The sequence below is a fragment of the Pseudomonas sp. P4_C3 genome, assembly GCF_056402075.1.
In genome coordinates this window covers 18,818-35,752 of sequence record NZ_JBFUIC010000029.1, presented here as the reverse complement: position 1 = coordinate 35,752, position 16,935 = coordinate 18,818, and the positions used below count along the sequence as shown (strand labels likewise).

General features: G+C 59.4%; 19 protein-coding genes, 1 pseudogene and 1 riboswitch. Of the genes and pseudogenes, 12 read left to right on the top strand and 8 right to left on the bottom strand.

All coding sequences use genetic code 11. From position 1 onward, the window contains the following. Together AC1DVH_RS08150 and AC1DVH_RS08145 are read left to right on the top strand one after the other, a co-directional pair. The coding region (locus tag AC1DVH_RS08150; protein WP_477753355.1) for a DUF599 family protein at positions 1 to 289 on the top strand (289 nt) is incomplete at its 5' end. Between the two features lie 56 nt (positions 290 to 345). Then, positions 346 to 426, top strand: a pseudogene (locus tag AC1DVH_RS08145) (MAPEG family protein); the annotation flags it as partial. A 67-nt stretch (positions 427 to 493) separates the two neighbouring features. On the opposite strand, the gene AC1DVH_RS08140 reads toward AC1DVH_RS08145, so the two are convergent. Then, positions 494 to 745 carry a hypothetical protein gene (locus tag AC1DVH_RS08140; RefSeq protein WP_477753354.1) on the bottom strand — a complete coding sequence of 84 codons (252 nt, stop codon included), beginning with the start codon at positions 743 to 745 and terminating at the stop codon, positions 494 to 496. Between the two features lie 158 nt (positions 746 to 903). Here AC1DVH_RS08140 and AC1DVH_RS08135 point away from each other — a divergent pair, with 158 nt between their 5' ends. From AC1DVH_RS08135 to AC1DVH_RS08120, 4 genes are all read left to right on the top strand, one after another. Continuing rightward, positions 904 to 1,380: a PaaI family thioesterase gene (locus AC1DVH_RS08135; RefSeq protein ID WP_477753353.1), complete on the top strand. Its 477-nt coding sequence runs from the start codon at positions 904 to 906 to the stop codon at positions 1,378 to 1,380. Next, positions 1,377 to 1,829, top strand: a complete 453-nt coding sequence (locus tag AC1DVH_RS08130; protein WP_110659453.1) for a PaaI family thioesterase — start codon at positions 1,377 to 1,379, stop codon at positions 1,827 to 1,829. The genes AC1DVH_RS08135 and AC1DVH_RS08130 overlap by 4 nt, the downstream gene beginning before the upstream one ends. 81 nt (positions 1,830 to 1,910) lie before the next feature. After that, the gene (htpG, locus tag AC1DVH_RS08125; protein WP_477753352.1) at positions 1,911 to 3,815 is read left to right on the top strand and encodes a molecular chaperone HtpG; all 1,905 of its coding nucleotides are present in this window, start codon (positions 1,911 to 1,913) and stop codon (positions 3,813 to 3,815) included. Positions 3,816 to 3,881: 66 nt separating this feature from the next. Next, entirely contained in the window at positions 3,882 to 4,610 is a 729-nt protein-coding gene (locus AC1DVH_RS08120; RefSeq protein WP_477753351.1) for a dienelactone hydrolase family protein, read from the top strand. 160 nt (positions 4,611 to 4,770) lie between these two features. Here AC1DVH_RS08120 and AC1DVH_RS08115 read toward each other — a convergent pair whose 3' ends face one another. The 5 genes from AC1DVH_RS08115 to purM form a co-directional block, all read right to left on the bottom strand. Continuing rightward, a complete protein-coding gene (locus tag AC1DVH_RS08115) occupies positions 4,771 to 5,631 on the bottom strand; it encodes a pirin family protein (protein ID WP_477753350.1) in 861 nt (286 codons plus the stop codon). Between the two features lie 62 nt (positions 5,632 to 5,693). Further along, a complete protein-coding gene (locus AC1DVH_RS08110; RefSeq protein WP_477753349.1) occupies positions 5,694 to 6,110 on the bottom strand; it encodes an OsmC family protein in 417 nt (138 codons plus the stop codon). A 141-nt stretch (positions 6,111 to 6,251) separates the two neighbouring features. Next, complete coding sequence (locus AC1DVH_RS08105) at positions 6,252 to 6,965, bottom strand: DUF3108 domain-containing protein (RefSeq protein ID WP_477753348.1); 714 nt, start codon at positions 6,963 to 6,965, stop codon at positions 6,252 to 6,254. Between the two features lie 8 nt (positions 6,966 to 6,973). Then, a complete protein-coding gene (gene purN, locus AC1DVH_RS08100; protein ID WP_477753347.1) occupies positions 6,974 to 7,624 on the bottom strand; it encodes a phosphoribosylglycinamide formyltransferase in 651 nt (216 codons plus the stop codon). After that, positions 7,624 to 8,682, bottom strand: a complete 1,059-nt coding sequence (purM, locus tag AC1DVH_RS08095) for a phosphoribosylformylglycinamidine cyclo-ligase (RefSeq protein ID WP_057399405.1) — start codon at positions 8,680 to 8,682, stop codon at positions 7,624 to 7,626. Before purM ends, purN begins: the two co-directional genes overlap by 1 nt. A gap of 387 nt (positions 8,683 to 9,069) precedes the next feature. On the opposite strand from purM, the gene AC1DVH_RS08090 reads away from it, so the two are divergent. The 6 genes from AC1DVH_RS08090 (at position 9,070) to AC1DVH_RS08065 (ending at position 14,406) form a co-directional block, all read left to right on the top strand. Beyond that, positions 9,070 to 10,122 carry a DUF2066 domain-containing protein gene (locus AC1DVH_RS08090; RefSeq protein ID WP_477753346.1) on the top strand — a complete coding sequence of 351 codons (1,053 nt, stop codon included), beginning with the start codon at positions 9,070 to 9,072 and terminating at the stop codon, positions 10,120 to 10,122. Between the two features lie 36 nt (positions 10,123 to 10,158). Further along, positions 10,159 to 11,232: an AI-2E family transporter gene (locus AC1DVH_RS08085; RefSeq protein WP_477753345.1), complete on the top strand. Its 1,074-nt coding sequence runs from the start codon at positions 10,159 to 10,161 to the stop codon at positions 11,230 to 11,232. Positions 11,233 to 11,462: 230 nt separating this feature from the next. Further along, positions 11,463 to 12,167 carry a DnaA regulatory inactivator Hda gene (hda, locus tag AC1DVH_RS08080; protein ID WP_007898944.1) on the top strand — a complete coding sequence of 235 codons (705 nt, stop codon included), beginning with the start codon at positions 11,463 to 11,465 and terminating at the stop codon, positions 12,165 to 12,167. Positions 12,168 to 12,389: 222 nt separating this feature from the next. After that, positions 12,390 to 13,022, top strand: coding sequence for a C40 family peptidase (locus AC1DVH_RS08075; protein WP_477753344.1), 633 nt, complete (start codon positions 12,390 to 12,392; stop codon positions 13,020 to 13,022). Between the two features lie 166 nt (positions 13,023 to 13,188). Then, positions 13,189 to 13,725, top strand: a complete 537-nt coding sequence (locus AC1DVH_RS08070; protein WP_477753343.1) for a C40 family peptidase — start codon at positions 13,189 to 13,191, stop codon at positions 13,723 to 13,725. A gap of 18 nt (positions 13,726 to 13,743) precedes the next feature. Beyond that, a complete protein-coding gene (locus tag AC1DVH_RS08065; RefSeq protein ID WP_477753342.1) occupies positions 13,744 to 14,406 on the top strand; it encodes a class I SAM-dependent methyltransferase in 663 nt (220 codons plus the stop codon). Between the two features lie 124 nt (positions 14,407 to 14,530). On the opposite strand, the gene AC1DVH_RS08060 is transcribed toward AC1DVH_RS08065, so the two are convergent. Continuing rightward, positions 14,531 to 15,844, bottom strand: a complete 1,314-nt coding sequence (locus tag AC1DVH_RS08060; protein WP_477753341.1) for a PQQ-dependent sugar dehydrogenase — start codon at positions 15,842 to 15,844, stop codon at positions 14,531 to 14,533. A 66-nt stretch (positions 15,845 to 15,910) separates the two neighbouring features. Next, a complete protein-coding gene (locus tag AC1DVH_RS08055; protein ID WP_477753340.1) occupies positions 15,911 to 16,495 on the bottom strand; it encodes a hypothetical protein in 585 nt (194 codons plus the stop codon). Positions 16,496 to 16,649: 154 nt separating this feature from the next. Then, a riboswitch (cobalamin riboswitch) is annotated at positions 16,650 to 16,882 on the top strand. The last annotated feature ends 53 nt before the right edge of the window (positions 16,883 to 16,935 follow it).

Below are 16,935 nucleotides of genomic sequence, written 5' to 3'. Positions count from 1 at the left end.
ACCCATGGTCGGTGAGCGTCATGTCTCGGAGCAGGAGCGTAAAGCCTTTGCGAGCCGGGCAGCCCGCGTTATCTCCATGGCCGCCAACCAGTTCAACTTCGGGTTGCGTTCATACTACTTCGGCATGACCATGCTGGCCTGGTTCGTTAGTCCATGGCTGTTCATGTTGATGAGTGCCGGTGTGGTGTTCGTATTGTATCGCCGCGAGTTTCACTCCGACGTTCTCGACGTGATGGTCTATACCCCTACAGAGGCGCCATTGCCCGAGGTGAATAAAGAGGCGGCCTGATCGGGTACCCGCGTGCTGGCTATCCAGTGTGTTACTGGAAGGATCTGGCTCGGTAGCGCAGTCCGGTTTGGCTGGTGGGATTAATCTGTTCGCTGTTGTTGATGATTAGTCCAACCTTTCGAACGATTTTGCTCTAACCACTTTTTTCAAGACAAAAGAAAACCCGCACTTGGCGGGTTTTCTTTTGCCACTCTAAAAACCGTATTAGTTCTTAGGTGCTTCCGGAGCAGCCGGAGCAGCCGGAGTGGCCGGAGTGRCCGGAGCAGCCTGATCTTTGGCGGCTTCGGCGTTTTCTTTCGCCGCGTCGTTCACTTTATCCTGAGCTTCGTTCATTTTTTGCYGGGCTTGCTCAGCATGTTGGTTAGCATCTTGAGCTTTGTCCTCGGATTTTTTATCGCAGGCAGCGAGACCGAGGGAAGCGGTCAACATCAAGGCAATAGCTAAAGTCTTACGCATGGGGTGTTTCTCCTGATGAAAAGCATCTACTGGCATTAAGAGCCCAGGCATCAGGGTTAAGTTCCTTAAGTCTTTCAGATATATAAGTTTGTTCTAGTGCGGAACTTTTACCCGGACCGCCACCGCACAGTACGGACATAAACAAGAGTTTTTATCAAATGGCCGAAAACCCCGTTTTTGAGCGTGCGATGCGCTTTCTGTCGGCGCTGCGACATTGTCAGGTACTTGGACTAAGCGTTCACAGCGCCAGCAGCGAAGGGCTGACGATTATGCTGCCGTATAGCCCGCAGATCGTCGGCAATCCGCAAACCGGCGTGATTCATGGCGGGGCGCTGACCTCGCTGATGGACACCGCCTGTGGCATGGCGACGCTCTGCGTGCTCCCGGAATTCGAGGTCTGCCCGACCCTCGACCTGCGCATCGACTACATGCACGCCGCCGAGCCACATAAAGATGTCTACGGCTTTGCCCAGTGCTATCGGRTCACCACCGATGTGATTTTTGCCCGTGGCTTCGCCTATCAGGATGACCCTGGGCAACCGATTGCCCATGTGATGGGCACTTTCATGCGCATGGGCAAGGGAATCAAGGGCATCAAGGGCTTTGGTGGCGCGGTTGCCGGAGGTGCGCAATGAGCGAGTCGCTGAAGGACCAATTGCAAAAGGCCCACGAGCAGGGCGATTACGCCTCGCTGCTGGATTTGATTCCCTATGCCCGGCTGATCGGCGTCGAATGTTCACGGGTGGGAGATGAGTTGCTGTTCAAGCTGCCAGCGAACAAGGACAACATCGGTAACCCTTTGTTGCCGGCGATTCATGGCGGTGTGATCGCCGGTTTCATGGAGTTGGCCGCGGCGCTGCACCTGTTGGTGTTTACCGGATCGCCCGGGGTACCGAAGATCATCGACTTCTCCCTGGATTACCTGCGAGCCGGGCAGTTTCGCGATACCTGGGCCCGATGCCAGGTCTGGCGCCAGGGTCGCCGGGTCGCCAATGTGGCGATTACCGCCTGGCAAAGCACCGAAGCCGAGCCCATTGCCACGGCCCGTGCACATTTCAAACTCGAAGAGCCCTTGAAATCCTGAACGGTGCCCCAAACTCTGAGGACAACCCGCCGTCGACCCTCTAGGTCGCGGCTTATGCCATCTGATTGGAGTTTGATGACCATGAGTGTGGAAACTCAAAAGGAAACCCTGGGCTTCCAGACCGAGGTAAAGCAGCTGCTGCACCTCATGATCCATTCGTTGTATTCCAACAAGGAAATTTTCCTTCGCGAATTGATCTCGAACGCCTCTGACGCTGTCGACAAATTACGTTTCGAAGCCCTGGCCAAGCCAGAGCTGCTGGAAGGTGGCGCCGAACTGAAAATCCGCGTGAGCTTCGACAAGGACGCTAAAACCGTCACCCTCGAAGACAACGGTATCGGCATGAGCCGCGAAGACGCGATCACCCACCTGGGTACCATCGCCAAGTCCGGCACCGCCGATTTCATGAAGCACCTGAGCGGCGACCAGAAGAAAGATTCGCACCTGATCGGCCAGTTCGGTGTCGGTTTTTACTCTGCATTCATCGTCGCTGACAAAGTCGATGTGTACAGCCGTCGTGCCGGCAGCGTTGCCGGCGAAGGCGTGCACTGGTCGTCCAAGGGCGAAGGTGACTTCGAAGTTGCGACCATCGACAAGGCCGAACGCGGCACTCGCATCGTCCTGCACCTGAAATCCGGTGAAGACGAGTTCGCCGATGGCTGGCGCCTGCGCAACATCATCAAGAAGTACTCCGACCACATCGCCTTGCCGATCGAGCTGCCGAAAGAAGTGGCAGCCGCCGAAGGCGAAGAGCAACCGGCCGTTGAATGGGAAACCGTCAACCGCGCCAGCGCCCTGTGGACCCGTCCGCGTACCGAGATCAAGGACGAGGAATACCAGGAGTTCTACAAGCACATCGCTCACGACTTCGAAAACCCGCTGAGCTGGAGCCATAACAAGGTCGAAGGCAAGCTGGAATACAGCTCGCTGCTGTACGTGCCGGCCCGCGCTCCGTTCGATCTGTACCAGCGTGAAGCGCCGAAAGGCCTGAAACTGTACGTACAGCGCGTGTTCGTCATGGATCAGGCCGAGTCCTTCCTGCCGTTGTATCTGCGCTTCATCAAAGGCGTGGTCGATTCCAACGACCTGTCGCTGAACGTGTCGCGGGAAATCCTGCAGAAAGACCCGATCATCGATTCCATGAAGTCGGCGCTGACCAAGCGCGTTCTGGACATGCTGGAAAAACTGGCGAAGAACGAGCCAGAGCAATACAAGGGCTTCTGGAAAAACTTCGGTCAGGTCATGAAAGAAGGCCCGGCAGAAGATTTCGCCAACAAGGAAAAAATCGCCGGCCTGCTGCGTTTCGCATCGACCCATGGCGACGATGGCGAACAGGTTGTTGGCCTGGCCGAGTACCTGGCGCGCGCCAAGGAAGGTCAGGACAAGATCTACTACCTGACCGGCGAAACCTACGCGCAGGTCAAAAACAGCCCGCACCTGGAAGTCTTCCGCAAGAAAGGCATCGAAGTGCTGCTGTTGACCGACCGCATCGACGAGTGGTTGATGAGCTACCTCAGCGACTTCGACGGCAAGAGCTTCGTCGACGTGGCGCGCGGTGACCTGGACCTGGGCAACCTGGACTCGGAAGAGGACAAGAAAGCCGCGGAAGAAGTCGCCAAGTCCAAAGAAGGTCTGGTCGAGCGTTTGAAGACCGCGCTGGGTGAATCCGTTGCTGAAGTGCGGGTTTCCCACCGCCTGACCGATTCCCCGGCGATCCTGGCCATCGGCGAGCAGGACCTGGGCTTGCAGATGCGCCAGATCCTGGAAGCCAGCGGCCAGAAGGTTCCGGATTCGAAGCCGATCTTCGAATTCAACCCGGCGCACCCGCTGATCGAGAAGCTCGACAACGAGCAGAGCGACGAGCGCTTCGGCGACCTGTCGCACATCCTCTTCGATCAGGCGGCGCTGGCGGCCGGCGACAGTTTGAAAGATCCGGCGGCTTATGTGCGCCGTCTGAACAAACTGTTGGTCGAACTATCGGCTTGATTGTGTTGCAGAAAACCCGCTTCGGCGGGTTTTTTCATTCCGGTGCTATAACATCAGGAGTCAGAAATGAGCCAAATCACTGTACGTTCCGTTGCCTATCAGATTGACGGCCAGGCTTACGAAAGCCGTCTGGCCTTCGATGCCGACCATAAAGGCCCGCGCCCGGGCTTGTTGATGGCGCCGAACTGGATGGGCGTCGGCGCCGGTGCCGAGGGGATCGCCAAGTCGGTGGCGGCCAACGGCTACGTTGTGCTGGTCGCCGACCTTTACGGTCAATCAGTTCGTCCGACGAACAATGACGAGGCGGGCGCGGCAATGATGCCGTTGAAGAATGACCGTGCGTTGCTGCGCAAGCGCATGCAGGTGGCGTTCGAACAGCTGCAAAGCCAGGGTGAAGTGGCTGTCGATACTTCGAAACTGGCCACTTTCGGTTTCTGCTTCGGCGGTTGCTGCGCCCTGGAGTTTGCCCGTACCGGCGCGCCGGTGAAGGCCGCGGTATCGTTCCACGGCACGCTGGACACACCGAATCCGGTCGATGCGAAAAACATCAAGGGTAAGGTCCTGGTGCTGCACGGTGCTTCCGATCCATTGGTGCCGAAAGAGCAGTTGCCGGCGTTCGAAGATGAAATGAACGCGGCGGGTGTGGACTGGCAGTTGCTGAGCTATGGCGGTGCGTTCCACTCGTTCACCGACCCGCACGCCAAGGTGCCGGGCATGATGATGTATGACGCGAAGGTAGCTGCCCGGGCGTTCACGTCGATGCATAACTTGCTGGATGAAGTGTTCAAGGGTTGATTGCTGGTTTCAGTTCTGGTTAGCCGGTGACTCTATCGGCCCAATCGCGAGCAAGCTCGCTCCCACAGGGGAAATGTGTCGTGTGCAATTCCTGTGACCGACGCGGTCAACTGTGGGAGCGAGCTTGCTCGCGATAGCGGCATAACTGGCGCTGAAAGTTTCAGGGCAACTCGATCCGCTCGCTTTCCCCCGGTACCGTCGGCCAATCCCCGGCCGCCCAACGCCGGCGTGCTTCATCAATCGCCGCCGGATCGCTCGCGACAAAATTCCAGTTGATCCGCCGTGGCCCATCCAGCGGAGCACCGCCAAACAACACGGCGTGACTGTCGCTTTCAGCAAACAGGGTCATCTCTTCCCCGGCAGGCAGTACCACCAGCGAATGCGGCTCCAGCGGCTCGCCATCCAGTTGCACCTCGCCGCTCAACACATACAGCGCACGTTCTTCATGCTCGGTGGGGATCAGTAATGTCGTCGCCGTTTGCAGGTGCAGTTCCGCGTACAGCGTAGGAGAAAGCACCGGCACTGGTGATTCCAGGCAAAAGCCCGACCCGGCAATCATGCGGATCTTCACCCCCAGGTTTTCGCTGACCGGCAAAGTCGACGCCGGATGGTGACTGTAATGCCCCGGACCTTGCTCTTTGTCCTTGGGCGAAGCCAGCCAGATCTGCAAGCCGTGCATCGTGAAGCCGCTTTCTTTCAGGGCCTCAGGCGTGCGTTCGACGTGGGCGATGGCGCTACCGGCCGTCATCCAGCTGACATCGCCAGTCCCGACCACTTGATCGGAACCGAGGCTGTCCTTGTGCTGGATTTGCCCCTGGAACAAGTAGGTGAGGGTAGACAGGCCAATGTGCGGATGCTGGCGGATGTTCATGCCTTTGCCCGGCGGATAACGGGTTTCCAGCATGTGGTCGAAAAACACGAATGGCCCGACGTTGCGGCACTTGGCCGATGGCAACGGGCGGAGAATCGGCTGGCCTTCGACATCTTCGGTGCGGGGGCGGATCACGAGCGGAGTGTTCATGGTGCGTTCCAGGCTGAGCGGGTGATGCGTTCGAGCATAACCCGCTTGCGCAGCCCTTGCCGCTATTGGCTGAACGCGCCTTCGGACAAATGCGTTTCGATGCTTACTTCAGACGTGGTCATCAGCTTGTGAATCGGGCAGCGATCGGCCACGCGATGCAGTTCTTCACGCTGGGCGTCGGTGAGTACGCCCTTGAGGGTCAGTTTGACGTGCAGCGCGTATTGGCCTTTCTGTTCCTGACTGTTGTCGCGCTTGACCTCCACGCCGACACCGGTCAGCGGGATGTCCTTCTTCCTGGCATACAGCTTCAGGGTCAGGGCCTTGCAGGCGCCTAGCGCGGCATCGAAATAATCGTGCGGTTCCGGCGCAGAGCCATCACCGCCGGCCGTGACGGGCACGTCGGCGAAGAGTTCGTGGTCATCGATTTGTACGCTGTGGCGAAAACCTTCGGCGCAGACAGTGTTGACGGTGACAGTCATGGAAACCTCGCAGGTATCAGGGAAACTCATTCGATCAAAAAAGACCTTGAAGGTATAGAACCATTGCGCTTGTCGGGTGTTCCAATTTTCGAACCCACAAAAAAGCCCCGCGATTGCGGGGCTTCATGGTACCGATCCGGATCAGCTGCCTTTGACAGTCTTGCCGTTGACCGTGCCGTCCAGGAGCATGATGTTGTACTCCTTGCCGTCGGTTTCGACCTGTTGCAGGCGGACCAGCAGGTAATCCCAGTCCTTGGCGAACCACATCACGGTGATGCGCTTGTTTTGTGTCGGGTCGCGTACTCGTTCAACCTTGATCGCATCGATCTTGCCGGCCTTGGTGTCGACTTTTTCAGTGCCCAGCACGCGGAAGTCATAGGTGTCGACTTCATTGCCGTCGACCACCTGATAGCTCATGCTTTTCTTGCCTGCGGCAACGTCTTGCTGCAAGGCCAACTGGTAGGTGGATTTGTCGAGCATGCCGCGGTTCAGCGCAACCTTGACCGCGTCGCCGCGATCGGTGCCGGTGATCACTTTGGTGTTCCAGTCGAAATCCAGATCCRATTTCTTGGCCTTGCCCAAACCGCCACGTTCAAAGTGGTAAGACTCTGGAAGAAGCGTGTCCTTGTCCGGGGTCAGGGTGCTTTCCTCGGACAGGCTGGCGATCATCATCGACGCCTTGAAACTGAGCYTCCATTTGCCGTTGCTGGTTTTTTCGAGGCTGCGCTCGGCAGTGCCGCTCATGGGCAGCTGTTTCCAGTCGGCGGTGTAGCTGGCGGAGAAGGGTTGAAGGTCTGCCGCCTGGGCGAAGGGCAAGGCGAGCAGAGCGCAAGCGAAGAGCAGGGCGCGACGCATAAAATCTCCTAGTTTCGAATCAAGTGGCCGCTGGCCGCGAGTAGCTGTCCATCCAGTAAAGCACCTTGCTCGTCGAGGGTCAGACGACCTTCGGCAAACCAGCGTACGGCCATCGGGTAGATCAGGTGTTCCTGAACATGGACCCGCTGCGCCAGAATCTGCGGCGAATCCTGTAACTCTACCGGTATTACAGCCTGTACGACCAGTGGTCCGCCATCGAGTTCCTCGGTGACGAAGTGCACGGAGCAGCCGTGCTCGGTGTCGCCGGCCTCCAGTGCGCGCTGATGAGTGTGTAACCCTTTGTATTTGGGTAGCAGCGAAGGATGGATATTGAGCAGGCGACCCTGATAGTGGCGTACGAAGCCAGCGCTGAGAATGCGCATGAATCCGGCCAGTACCACGAGTTCGGGGTTGAAGGCGTCGATCAGTTCGATCAGCGCGGCGTCGAAGGCCTCGCGACCTTCGAAAGCCTTGTGATCCAGGGTGCGGGTATCGATACCCGCGTCCCTGGCGCGTTGCAGGCCGTAGGCGTCGGCGCGGTTGGAAATCACCGCAGCGATGCGGACCGGGCTGTCGCCGGTCCGCGTGCTGTCGATCAGGGCCTGCAAGTTACTGCCGGTGCCGGACAACAGCACCACCACATCACAGGTTTTAGGCATTAGTGTGCCTTAAGGTTCTTCAGTTCGACCTGAGCCGCGCCTTCGGCAGCGGTGGCGATCTGGCCGATGACCCAAGGCTGCTCGCCCGCTTCGCGCAGAACGTTCAGGGCGGCTTCAACGTGCTCCTGAGCCACGCAGATGACCATGCCCACGCCGCAGTTCAGCACGCGGTGCATTTCGTTCTCGTCAACGTTGCCTTTCTCTTGCAGCCAGTCGAACACTGCCGGGCGGTTCCAGCTGGCCACGTCAACCACGGCTTGCGCGCCTTTTGGCAGAACGCGCGGAATGTTGTCCAGCAGGCCGCCACCGGTGATGTGGGCCATGGCTTTGACAGCGCCGGTTTCCTTGATCAGCTTGAGCAGCGGCTTCACGTAGATACGGGTCGGGGCCATCAGCAGGTCGGTCAGCGGCTTGCCGTCGAGCTGGATGTTTTCGATGTCGGCGCCGGACACTTCGATGATCTTGCGGATCAGCGAGTAGCCGTTGGAGTGCGGGCCGGAAGACGGCAGGGCGAGCAGGGCATCGCCAGCAGCAACCTTGGAGCCGTCGATGATTTCGGATTTTTCCACGACGCCGACGCAGAAACCGGCCAGGTCGTAGTCTTCGCCTTCGTACATGCCCGGCATTTCAGCGGTTTCGCCGCCGACCAGGGAGCAACCCGACAGTTCGCAGCCAGCGCCGATACCGGTCACAACCTGGGCAGCGGTGTCGACGTTCAGTTTGCCAGTGGCGTAGTAGTCGAGGAAGAACAGCGGCTCGGCGCCACACACCACCAGGTCGTTGACGCACATGGCGACCAGGTCGATGCCGATGCTGTCGTGCTTGTTCAGGTTCAGGGCCAGGCGCAGCTTGGTGCCGACGCCGTCAGTACCGGAAACCAGCACCGGCTGCTTGTAGCCGGCCGGGATTTCGCAGAGGGCGCCGAAACCGCCCAGGCCGCCCATGACTTCCGGGCGCGCAGTGCGCTTGGCGACGCTCTTGATGCGTTCGACCAATGCTTCACCGGCGTCGATGTCTACACCGGCGTCCTTGTAGCTCAGGGAGGGTTGCTTGCTCATGATCCAGGCCTTTAGGGGGGGGATTTCTGGGTAACGACCGAGTCCGTCGGGAGCGCCGAAACTGCGTAGGCGAGAACCATGCGCGCTATTCGGACACTACCCGGCTGTTGCCGGTCTGCGAAGGCGCGCGATTTTATCAGGCTTGAGCCGCAGCGGCCATCCTCAGGCCGACAGCAGGGCCATATCCGTTCAAAAAAAACCGTTGATGCGCGTTGTCGGTGGCATCCTGCATGGCTGTATAAGGTATCGCGATTAACCGTCTATCGTTATGACAGTGCGAAAACTTACCCGGAGCGTGTGAATGTTTTGCGTCGGGCAACGGTCACAGTCTTGCTCGATCGTCTTCATGCGGTCTGTTCCAGCCGCTCTTGTCGTCAGGAATCTTCCATGCGTTTTTGTAAATTCTTGCTTGTGAGTTGTTTGTCAGTAGTCAGCCTGGTCAGTCACGCCGAAACCGTCAAAGGCCTTTACCAGGTGCGCGAGCCGGTGAATGGCCAATCGCCCGAGGAGCGCGACCAGGCGACCCAGCGTGCGTTGGACACCTTGGTGTTGCGCCTGACCGGCGACCCCAAGGCCGCTCAAAGTCCGGGGCTGGCAGCGATTCGCAAAGACCCGCAACAGATCATCAGCCAATACGGCTTTGAGGCGGGGCCGCCGGAAGTCCTGAAAGTCGATTTCGATCCGGGCACCACCGAGCAGGCCTTGCGCCGCGCCGGCCTGGCGATGTGGGGGGGCAATCGGCCGTCGATCCTCGGCTGGTGGTTGAATGACTCCACCRAGGGTTCAAGCCTGGTGGGCGACGGTCAGGCCAGCGCGGCGCCGCTGCGTCGGGCGGCCCAGCACCGTGGCTTGCCATTGCGCTTGCCGTTGGCGGACTTGAATGAGCAGATCGTCGCGACCGCGCCGAATCTGGAGGGCGCAGATCCCGCGCCTTTGCAAGCGGCATCGGAACGCTACAACGCCGACGCCCTGCTCGCGGTACACGCCAAGGAAGAGGGCGGGCAGTGGCAAGCCAAGTGGCAATTGTGGCTGGGGGATAAAAAAGAGGCGGGTAGCGTGCAAGGCGCCGATCAGGCCGCCGTGGCCGATGCGGTGATGCTGGCGGTCAACGAGCGCCTGGCGCCGCGGTTTGTTGCCAAGGCCGGTGCTTCGAGTGAGCAATTGCTGGAGGTGCAAGGCATGAATCTTGAGCACTACGCGTCCCTTGGGCGCTTGCTGGAGCCATTTGGCGGGCGTGTGCAAAGTGTCGACGGCGACCGGATTGTCTATAGGGTCAATGGCAGCGCCGATCAGCTGCGTGCACAACTGTCGCTGGCGAGGCTGCAGGAAGCGCCTGCGGGTCAGGCACCGGCCCCGGCAGTGCCGGCTCAGCCTGCCGCCGGTGGTGCGGTGCCTGCCCCAGCGCCAGCCCCGACACCACAACTGCGTTATCGCTGGTAGTTTTTCTTTCTTTATATAGAAGCAATGGAGTGGTTCATGGCCGATACGCGGCGTTGGTTCTGGCTCGGTGGGGTGGTCCTGCTTTGTGCGTTTGTCTGGTTGTTGCATCCGATCCTGACGCCATTCCTGGTGGCGCTGCTGTTGGCCTACCTGTTCGACCCGCTGGTGGATCGGCTGGAGAAGGCAGGCCTGTCTCGAACCTGGGGCGTCGTGGCGGTGTTTGCCCTGTTTACATTGATCTTCACCGCGCTGCTGCTGGTATTGGTGCCGTTGCTCGCCAGGCAGTTGTTTCGTTTGTATGAGCTGGCCCCGCAGATGCTCGACTGGCTACAGCACACGGCGTTGCCCTGGGCGCAATCGAAGTTTGGCTTGTCGGAAGGTTTCTGGAAGTTCGACAAGCTCAAGGCCGCCATCAGCGAGCATATGAGCCAAACCACCGATATTGTCGGCGTGGTGCTGAGTCATGCCACTGCCTCGGGGTTGGCGTTGATTGGCTGGCTGGCGAATCTGGTGTTGATTCCGGTGGTGAGCTTCTACTTGTTGCGGGATTGGGACCTGATGATGGCCAAGATCCGCAGCCTGCTGCCCCGTGATCGTGAAGCGCGCGCGGTATCCCTGGCGGGTGAATGCCATGAAGTGCTCGGCGCGTTCGTTCGCGGACAGTTGCTGGTGATGGTGGCCTTGGGTGTGATCTACGCAGCGGGCCTGATGCTGGTTGGGCTGGAACTGGGCTTGTTGATTGGCCTGATTGCCGGTCTGGCGGCGATCGTGCCGTACATGGGGTTTATCATCGGCATTGGCGCGGCGCTGCTTGCGGGGTTGTTCCAGTTCGGTGGTGATCTTTACCCGATGCTCGGCATTGTCGCGGTGTTCATGGTCGGCCAGGCGCTGGAGGGTATGGTGCTGACGCCGTTGCTGGTTGGTGACCGGATTGGCCTGCACCCGGTGGCGGTGATTTTCTCGATTCTGGCCGGTGGTGAGCTGTTTGGCTTTACCGGTGTGCTATTGGCATTGCCGGTCGCGGCGGTGATCATGGTGCTGGTGCGTCATGTGCATGATTTGTATAAGGATTCTGAAATCTACGGGAGTGTCGACGAGCCGGAGTGGTAAGGGGCGTCGATGGTTGATGGCGGGTTGCCCGGGTTCATGCCGGATCAGCCTGCTTGCATCGCGCGACTGTCACATGCACCGCCAAAGAAACTGTCATAAAACCGGTGCATTAACGCAAACCTTTGATTTTGCTTGTTGTCTGTCGCATTGTGCGACCCGGCTCACGGGTATAAACTTCGCAAACTTTACACAGAGGCCACTAACGGTTCCTTTGGAACTGTTCAGTCAGGATGAAACCGATTCAGCTGCCCCTAGGTGTGCGTCTGCGTGACGACGCCACCTTTATCAATTACTACCCAGGCGCCAATGCCGCTGCACTCGGCTATGTCGAGCGGCTGTGCGAAGCCGACGCCGGCTGGACCGAGAGCCTGATATACCTTTGGGGCAAGGATGGGGTAGGGCGTACGCATCTGTTGCAGGCCGCCTGCCTGCGCTTCGAGCAATTGGGGGAACCTGCGGTCTATCTGCCGCTGGCCGAGTTGCTCGATCGCGGTATTGAAATTCTCGACAACCTTGAACAGTACGAGCTGGTCTGTCTCGATGACCTGCAGGCGGTTGCCGGCAAGGCGGACTGGGAAGAGGCGCTGTTCCATCTGTTCAATCGCTTGCGCGACAGTGGCCGACGCTTGCTGATTGCCGCGTCGACATCCCCCCGTGAGTTGCCGGTGAAGCTGGCGGATCTCAAGTCGCGCCTGACCCTGGCCTTGATCTTCCAGATGCGCCCGCTGTCCGATGAGGACAAATTGCGTGCCCTGCAATTGCGCGCATCCCGTCGCGGGCTGCATCTGACCGATGAAGTCGGGCATTTCATTTTGACTCGCGGTACCCGCAGCATGAGTGCGCTGTTCGAGCTGCTCGAGCGTCTCGATCAGGCCTCCCTCCAGGCTCAGCGCAAGCTGACAATCCCGTTTTTGAAAGAAACCCTCGGCTGGTAAACCCGCTGAATCCGGGGCTTTTAGCCAGTTCGGCGAATTACAGGCACCAGAAACCCCGCTTTCCTGCCCGGTTGCAGGCTGCGCGTATGTTTAAAATGGGCTTAAGCGCTTAGATGTAAACGAGAAACGGATAAGTCACAAAAAGATCGATTGAATTTGCAAATGAGGATGATAGCGGGCATAGTCTCGGCTTCTTTACAACTATCAGCCACGGTCGTGCCCATGCTAAATCGCTTCGCACCCCTCGTGCCTCTCGCACTCGTTACCCTGTTGTTCGGTTGCGCTGCCCACACTCCGGTGTCCCAGCAAGCCCCGCAGCAACAGGTTCAAAACTCCGTTACTGCCCAGTCTTCCGCTTTCTTTCAGGAAGAGCTGGCGACCGAAAAAGAACTCGCAGACTTCGCTGGCGGCAAGTCCTACCAGCTTCCGGTCCTGGCCGACAGCATCCTCGAACGTGGCATGTCCCTGATCGGTACCCGTTACCGTTTCGGCGGTACTTCTGAAGCCGGCTTCGATTGCAGCGGTTTCATCGGTTACCTGTTCCGCGAAGAAGCGGGCATGAACCTGCCACGCTCCACCCGCGAAATGATCAACGTGGACGCTCCGCTGGTCTCGCGCAGCAAGCTTGAGCCGGGCGACCTGCTGTTCTTCGCAACCAACGGTCGTCGCGGTCGCGTCAGTCACGCCGGGATCTACCTGGGTGACAACCAGTTCATCCACTCCAGCAGCCGCCGTAGCGGTGGTGTGCGGATCGATAGCCTGGGTGACAGCTACTGGAGCAAGACCTTCATCGAAGCCAAGCGCGCCCTGGCGATGGCACCGAATGCGTCGCCAATCGTCACTGCACGTAAATAAGCGGACAATTTGTAAGGCGAACTTAAAGTCTTACTTGAAGTTTGCCATATAACCGCTAGAATCCTGATATATGAATGATGGCAAACCGCCTGCGTCACGCGCAGGCGGTTTTCTTTTCTGCATTCCCAGCAGAAAAAAGCCGCAGCCAGATCAGGATGCTCTGCTTATGACGACGTCGGCCCGCCTCGCAATCATGTTCTTCGCTGCGCTACTCAGCGCCTGCGCCAGTCGTACACCGCCACCTGCGCCGGTGGTTCGCGCTCCCATCGTATTTGGCTCCTCACAAGCTTTTTCGCCCGAAGCGGAAGACGTGCTGTTTCGCGCGCTCGGCCTTGTGGGCACGCCTTATCGCTGGGGTGGCAACACGCCGGATTCCGGATTTGATTGCAGCGGCCTGATCGGCTACGTGTATCGCGATGTCGCCGGTATTTCCTTGCCGCGCACCACTCGCGAGATGATCTCCATGCAAGCGGCGAATGTGGGCAAGGAAGGCCTGCAAACCGGTGACCTGATTTTCTTCGCCACCAGTGGCGGTTCCCAGGTCAGTCATGCCGGCATCTACGTGGGAGAAGGGCGCTTCGTCCACGCGCCGGCCACCGGCGGCACCGTGAAGCTCGACAGTCTGTCCAAGGCMTATTGGCAAAAAGCGTATCTGAGCGCCAAGCGTGTTCTGCAGCCTGAACACCTGGCGCGCAACCCGTAACATTCGGAGCTGCCGGTCATGACTGCTCGCACGCTCAATCTCGATGATGCCCTGTACCAATACTTGCTCGATGTCTCCCTGCGCGAAACGCCACTGCTCAAGCGCTTGCGCGATGAGACCCAGGCGCTGCCGATGGCACGTTGGCAGGTGGCTCCGGAGCAGGGGCAGTTTCTCGCTTTGCTGGTGAAACTGACGGGGGCCAGGCGCTTGCTCGAAGTCGGCACCTTTACCGGTTACAGCGCGCTGTGCATGGCGGCGGCATTGCCCGCTGACGGTTCGCTGATTTGCTGTGACATCCCCGGCGACTACAACGCCATCGCACGGCGCTACTGGCAAGAGGCGGGGCTCGCCGGGCGGATTGACCTGCGACTGGCTCCGGCGCTGGAAACCCTCGCCGAGCTTGAGCGACAAGGGCAGGGCGGGCAGTACGACCTGGTGTTCATCGATGCCGACAAGGCCAACTACCCGGCTTATCTGGAACACGCCCTGGGATTGCTGCGGGTCGGTGGGTTGGCGGTGTTCGATAACACCCTGTGGAGCGGGCGTGTGCTCGAGGCCAATCCCGAGAGTGCGGACACTCGCGCCATCCAGGCGCTCAACCTGGCCTTGAAAGACGATGTGCGGGTGGATCTGTCGTTGTTGCCGTTGGGTGATGGTTTGACCCTTTGCCGCAAAAGGTAAGCGCTGACTCCGATCCAATGTGGGAGCGAGCTTGCTCGCGATGGCGGTGGGTCAGGCAACATCAAAGTTGAATGTGCAGGCCTCATCGCGAGCAAGCTCGCTCCCACAGGTGGCTTGGCAGCCATTATTTAGCAGCCGACACCCGCCACACCTTGTTCCCCACATCATCGGCCACCAACAGGTCACCCTGCCGGTCGATCACCACGCCCACCGGGCGACCCATGGCTTCTTCCTTGTCGTTGAGGAATCCGGTAAGCACGCCAACCGGTTTTCCTGCAGGTTTGCCCGCACTGAACGGCACGAAAATCACTTTGTAGCCACTGTGTGGCTTGCGATTCCACGAGCCGTGCTGACCGATGAATGCCCCTTGGGTGAATGGCGCCGGCAGCTTGCTGTTTTCGGCGAAGGTCAGGCCCAGTGACGCCGTGTGCGGGCCGACGGCGTAGTCCGGGGCAATGGCCTTGGCCACCAGGTCCGGGTTCTGCGGCTCGACACGAACATCGACATGCTGGCCGTAGTAACTGAACGGCCAGCCATAGAACGCGCCGTCTTTCACCGAGGTGATGTAGTCCGGTACCAGATCACCGCCGATTTCATCCCGCTCGTTGACCGCGGTCCACAGTGCGCCACTGTGCGGTTCCCAGGCCATGCCGTTGGGGTTGCGCAGGCCGGAGGCGAAGATCCGGTGCCGGCCGGTGGCACGGTCCACTTCCCAGATCGCTGCGCGACCTTCTTCCTTGTCCATGCCGTTTTCGGCGACGTTGCTGTTGGAACCCACGCTGACGTAGAGCTTGCTGCCGTCCTTGCTGGCGATGACGTTTTTGGTCCAGTGGTGGTTCAGCGGGCCGCCCGGCAGGTCGATCACCTTGATGGCTGGTGACTTGATCTGCGTATCGCCGTTTTCATAATGGAATCGCAGCAGGCTGTCAGTGTCGGCCACGTACAGGTCGTTGCCGACCAGCGTCATGCCGAAAGGGGAATTGAGGTTTTGCAGAAACACCTTGCGGGTTTCCGCGATGCCATCGTGATCCTTGTCCCGCAGCAACGTGATGCGGTTCGGGCTGGGCACGGTAGAGCCGGCACGCCCCATGACTTTCTTCATGACCCAGCCGCGAATGCCATTGCCGTCTTCGGGTTTGGGTGGTGCGGCGGTTTCCGCCACCAGCACATCGCCATTGGGCAGCACATAAAGCCAGCGCGGGTGATCCAGGTCTTCGGCAAAAGCGGCCACTTGAGTGCCCGTGGCGGCGACGGGTTTTGCGCCCTGCGGCCAACCGATGGCCGGGGCGATGTTCAGGGTCGGGATCAGGGTTTTGTTCGGTTCCGGCAATTGTGGCGATGGACCGGTGCCGTCGGAGACTTGCAGGCGGGAGGTCTCGCCACAAGCGGCGAGCCCTCCGCAGAGCGCGATAACGAGAACGAGCGGGGGCTTGCGCATGCTGGTGTTCCCTATGAATGCCTTGTTCTAATCATAGAGATACGTTGTCGTCCGATGGTTCAACCCTTAGCCACGTGCTTCCTTGAACAGCACCGCAATGCCGGGGTGATAGTTGCCGGCTTCGTTGCGCAATTTGCGATAGGCGTATGGGAAATACCAGGCGACAGCGCAGGTGTGTTCCTTTTGCAGGTCGTCGACCATGTCCTGGAGTTCTTCCGGTGTGGCGCCTTGCTGGGCTTTTTGCGGGGCGACGAACAGACAGCCGAGTTTCAGGTCGCTGGCGTGGCTCAGTCGCTTCGCATCGCTGGCGATGTCGAGCAGGGCCTGAGTCAGGTTGAGGCTGTTGACCCGTGGCCAGCGCTGGCTGGTCTGGATATAGGCGCGGGTTTCCGGCGAGGCGAGGAACAGGTCGGCACGGCTGTTGCGCTCGCCTTCTTCGGTCTGTTTGCGGGTTGGCGTCTGTTGCAGCGTGACCATCCCGGCCATCCAGGCGGCGGCAGACAGCAGTCCGAGATTGGCTTTTTCGTCGTGCCAGTACGGTGTGTCGCCATCACCGCGGACGGCGTTATAGCGGTCGATGCATTCGAACCAGCGCTCGAGCACCGGGCGCAGGAATTCCAGCTTTGGATTGCTGATGATCATGCCTTGCATGGGGTCACCCTTGTTATTGTGTTGTGGGGATTGTGGCTCTTTGATATCACTGCTTTGGGCGTGGCACAAGATTGACGTCAGTTTATTGATTGATGGCAGATATTCGGTCGATCGCCTCCCGGCTTTAATTGACGCTCCACCCCCAACCCTCTAACCTTCGCGGCTTGTTTCAGGTGCTCTGTGGCTTGGGTCGACAGAGTGAAACAGGGAAGCCGGTGAGTGAATCCTTCTGTTGGTCGAAGGCCCGCAATTCCGGCGCTGCCCCCGCAACGGTAAATGAGTGAAAACTGTGTGTGATGCCACTGTGTCGATTCGATGCGGGAAGGCGCACAGTCTGGCCTCGCGCCACTCATGAGCCCGGAGACCGGCCTGATTCATCCAGCGGCATCACGGTGGGCGATGCCAGGCTTTTTGCCTTCTATTCTTGTGCCTGCCCGCCG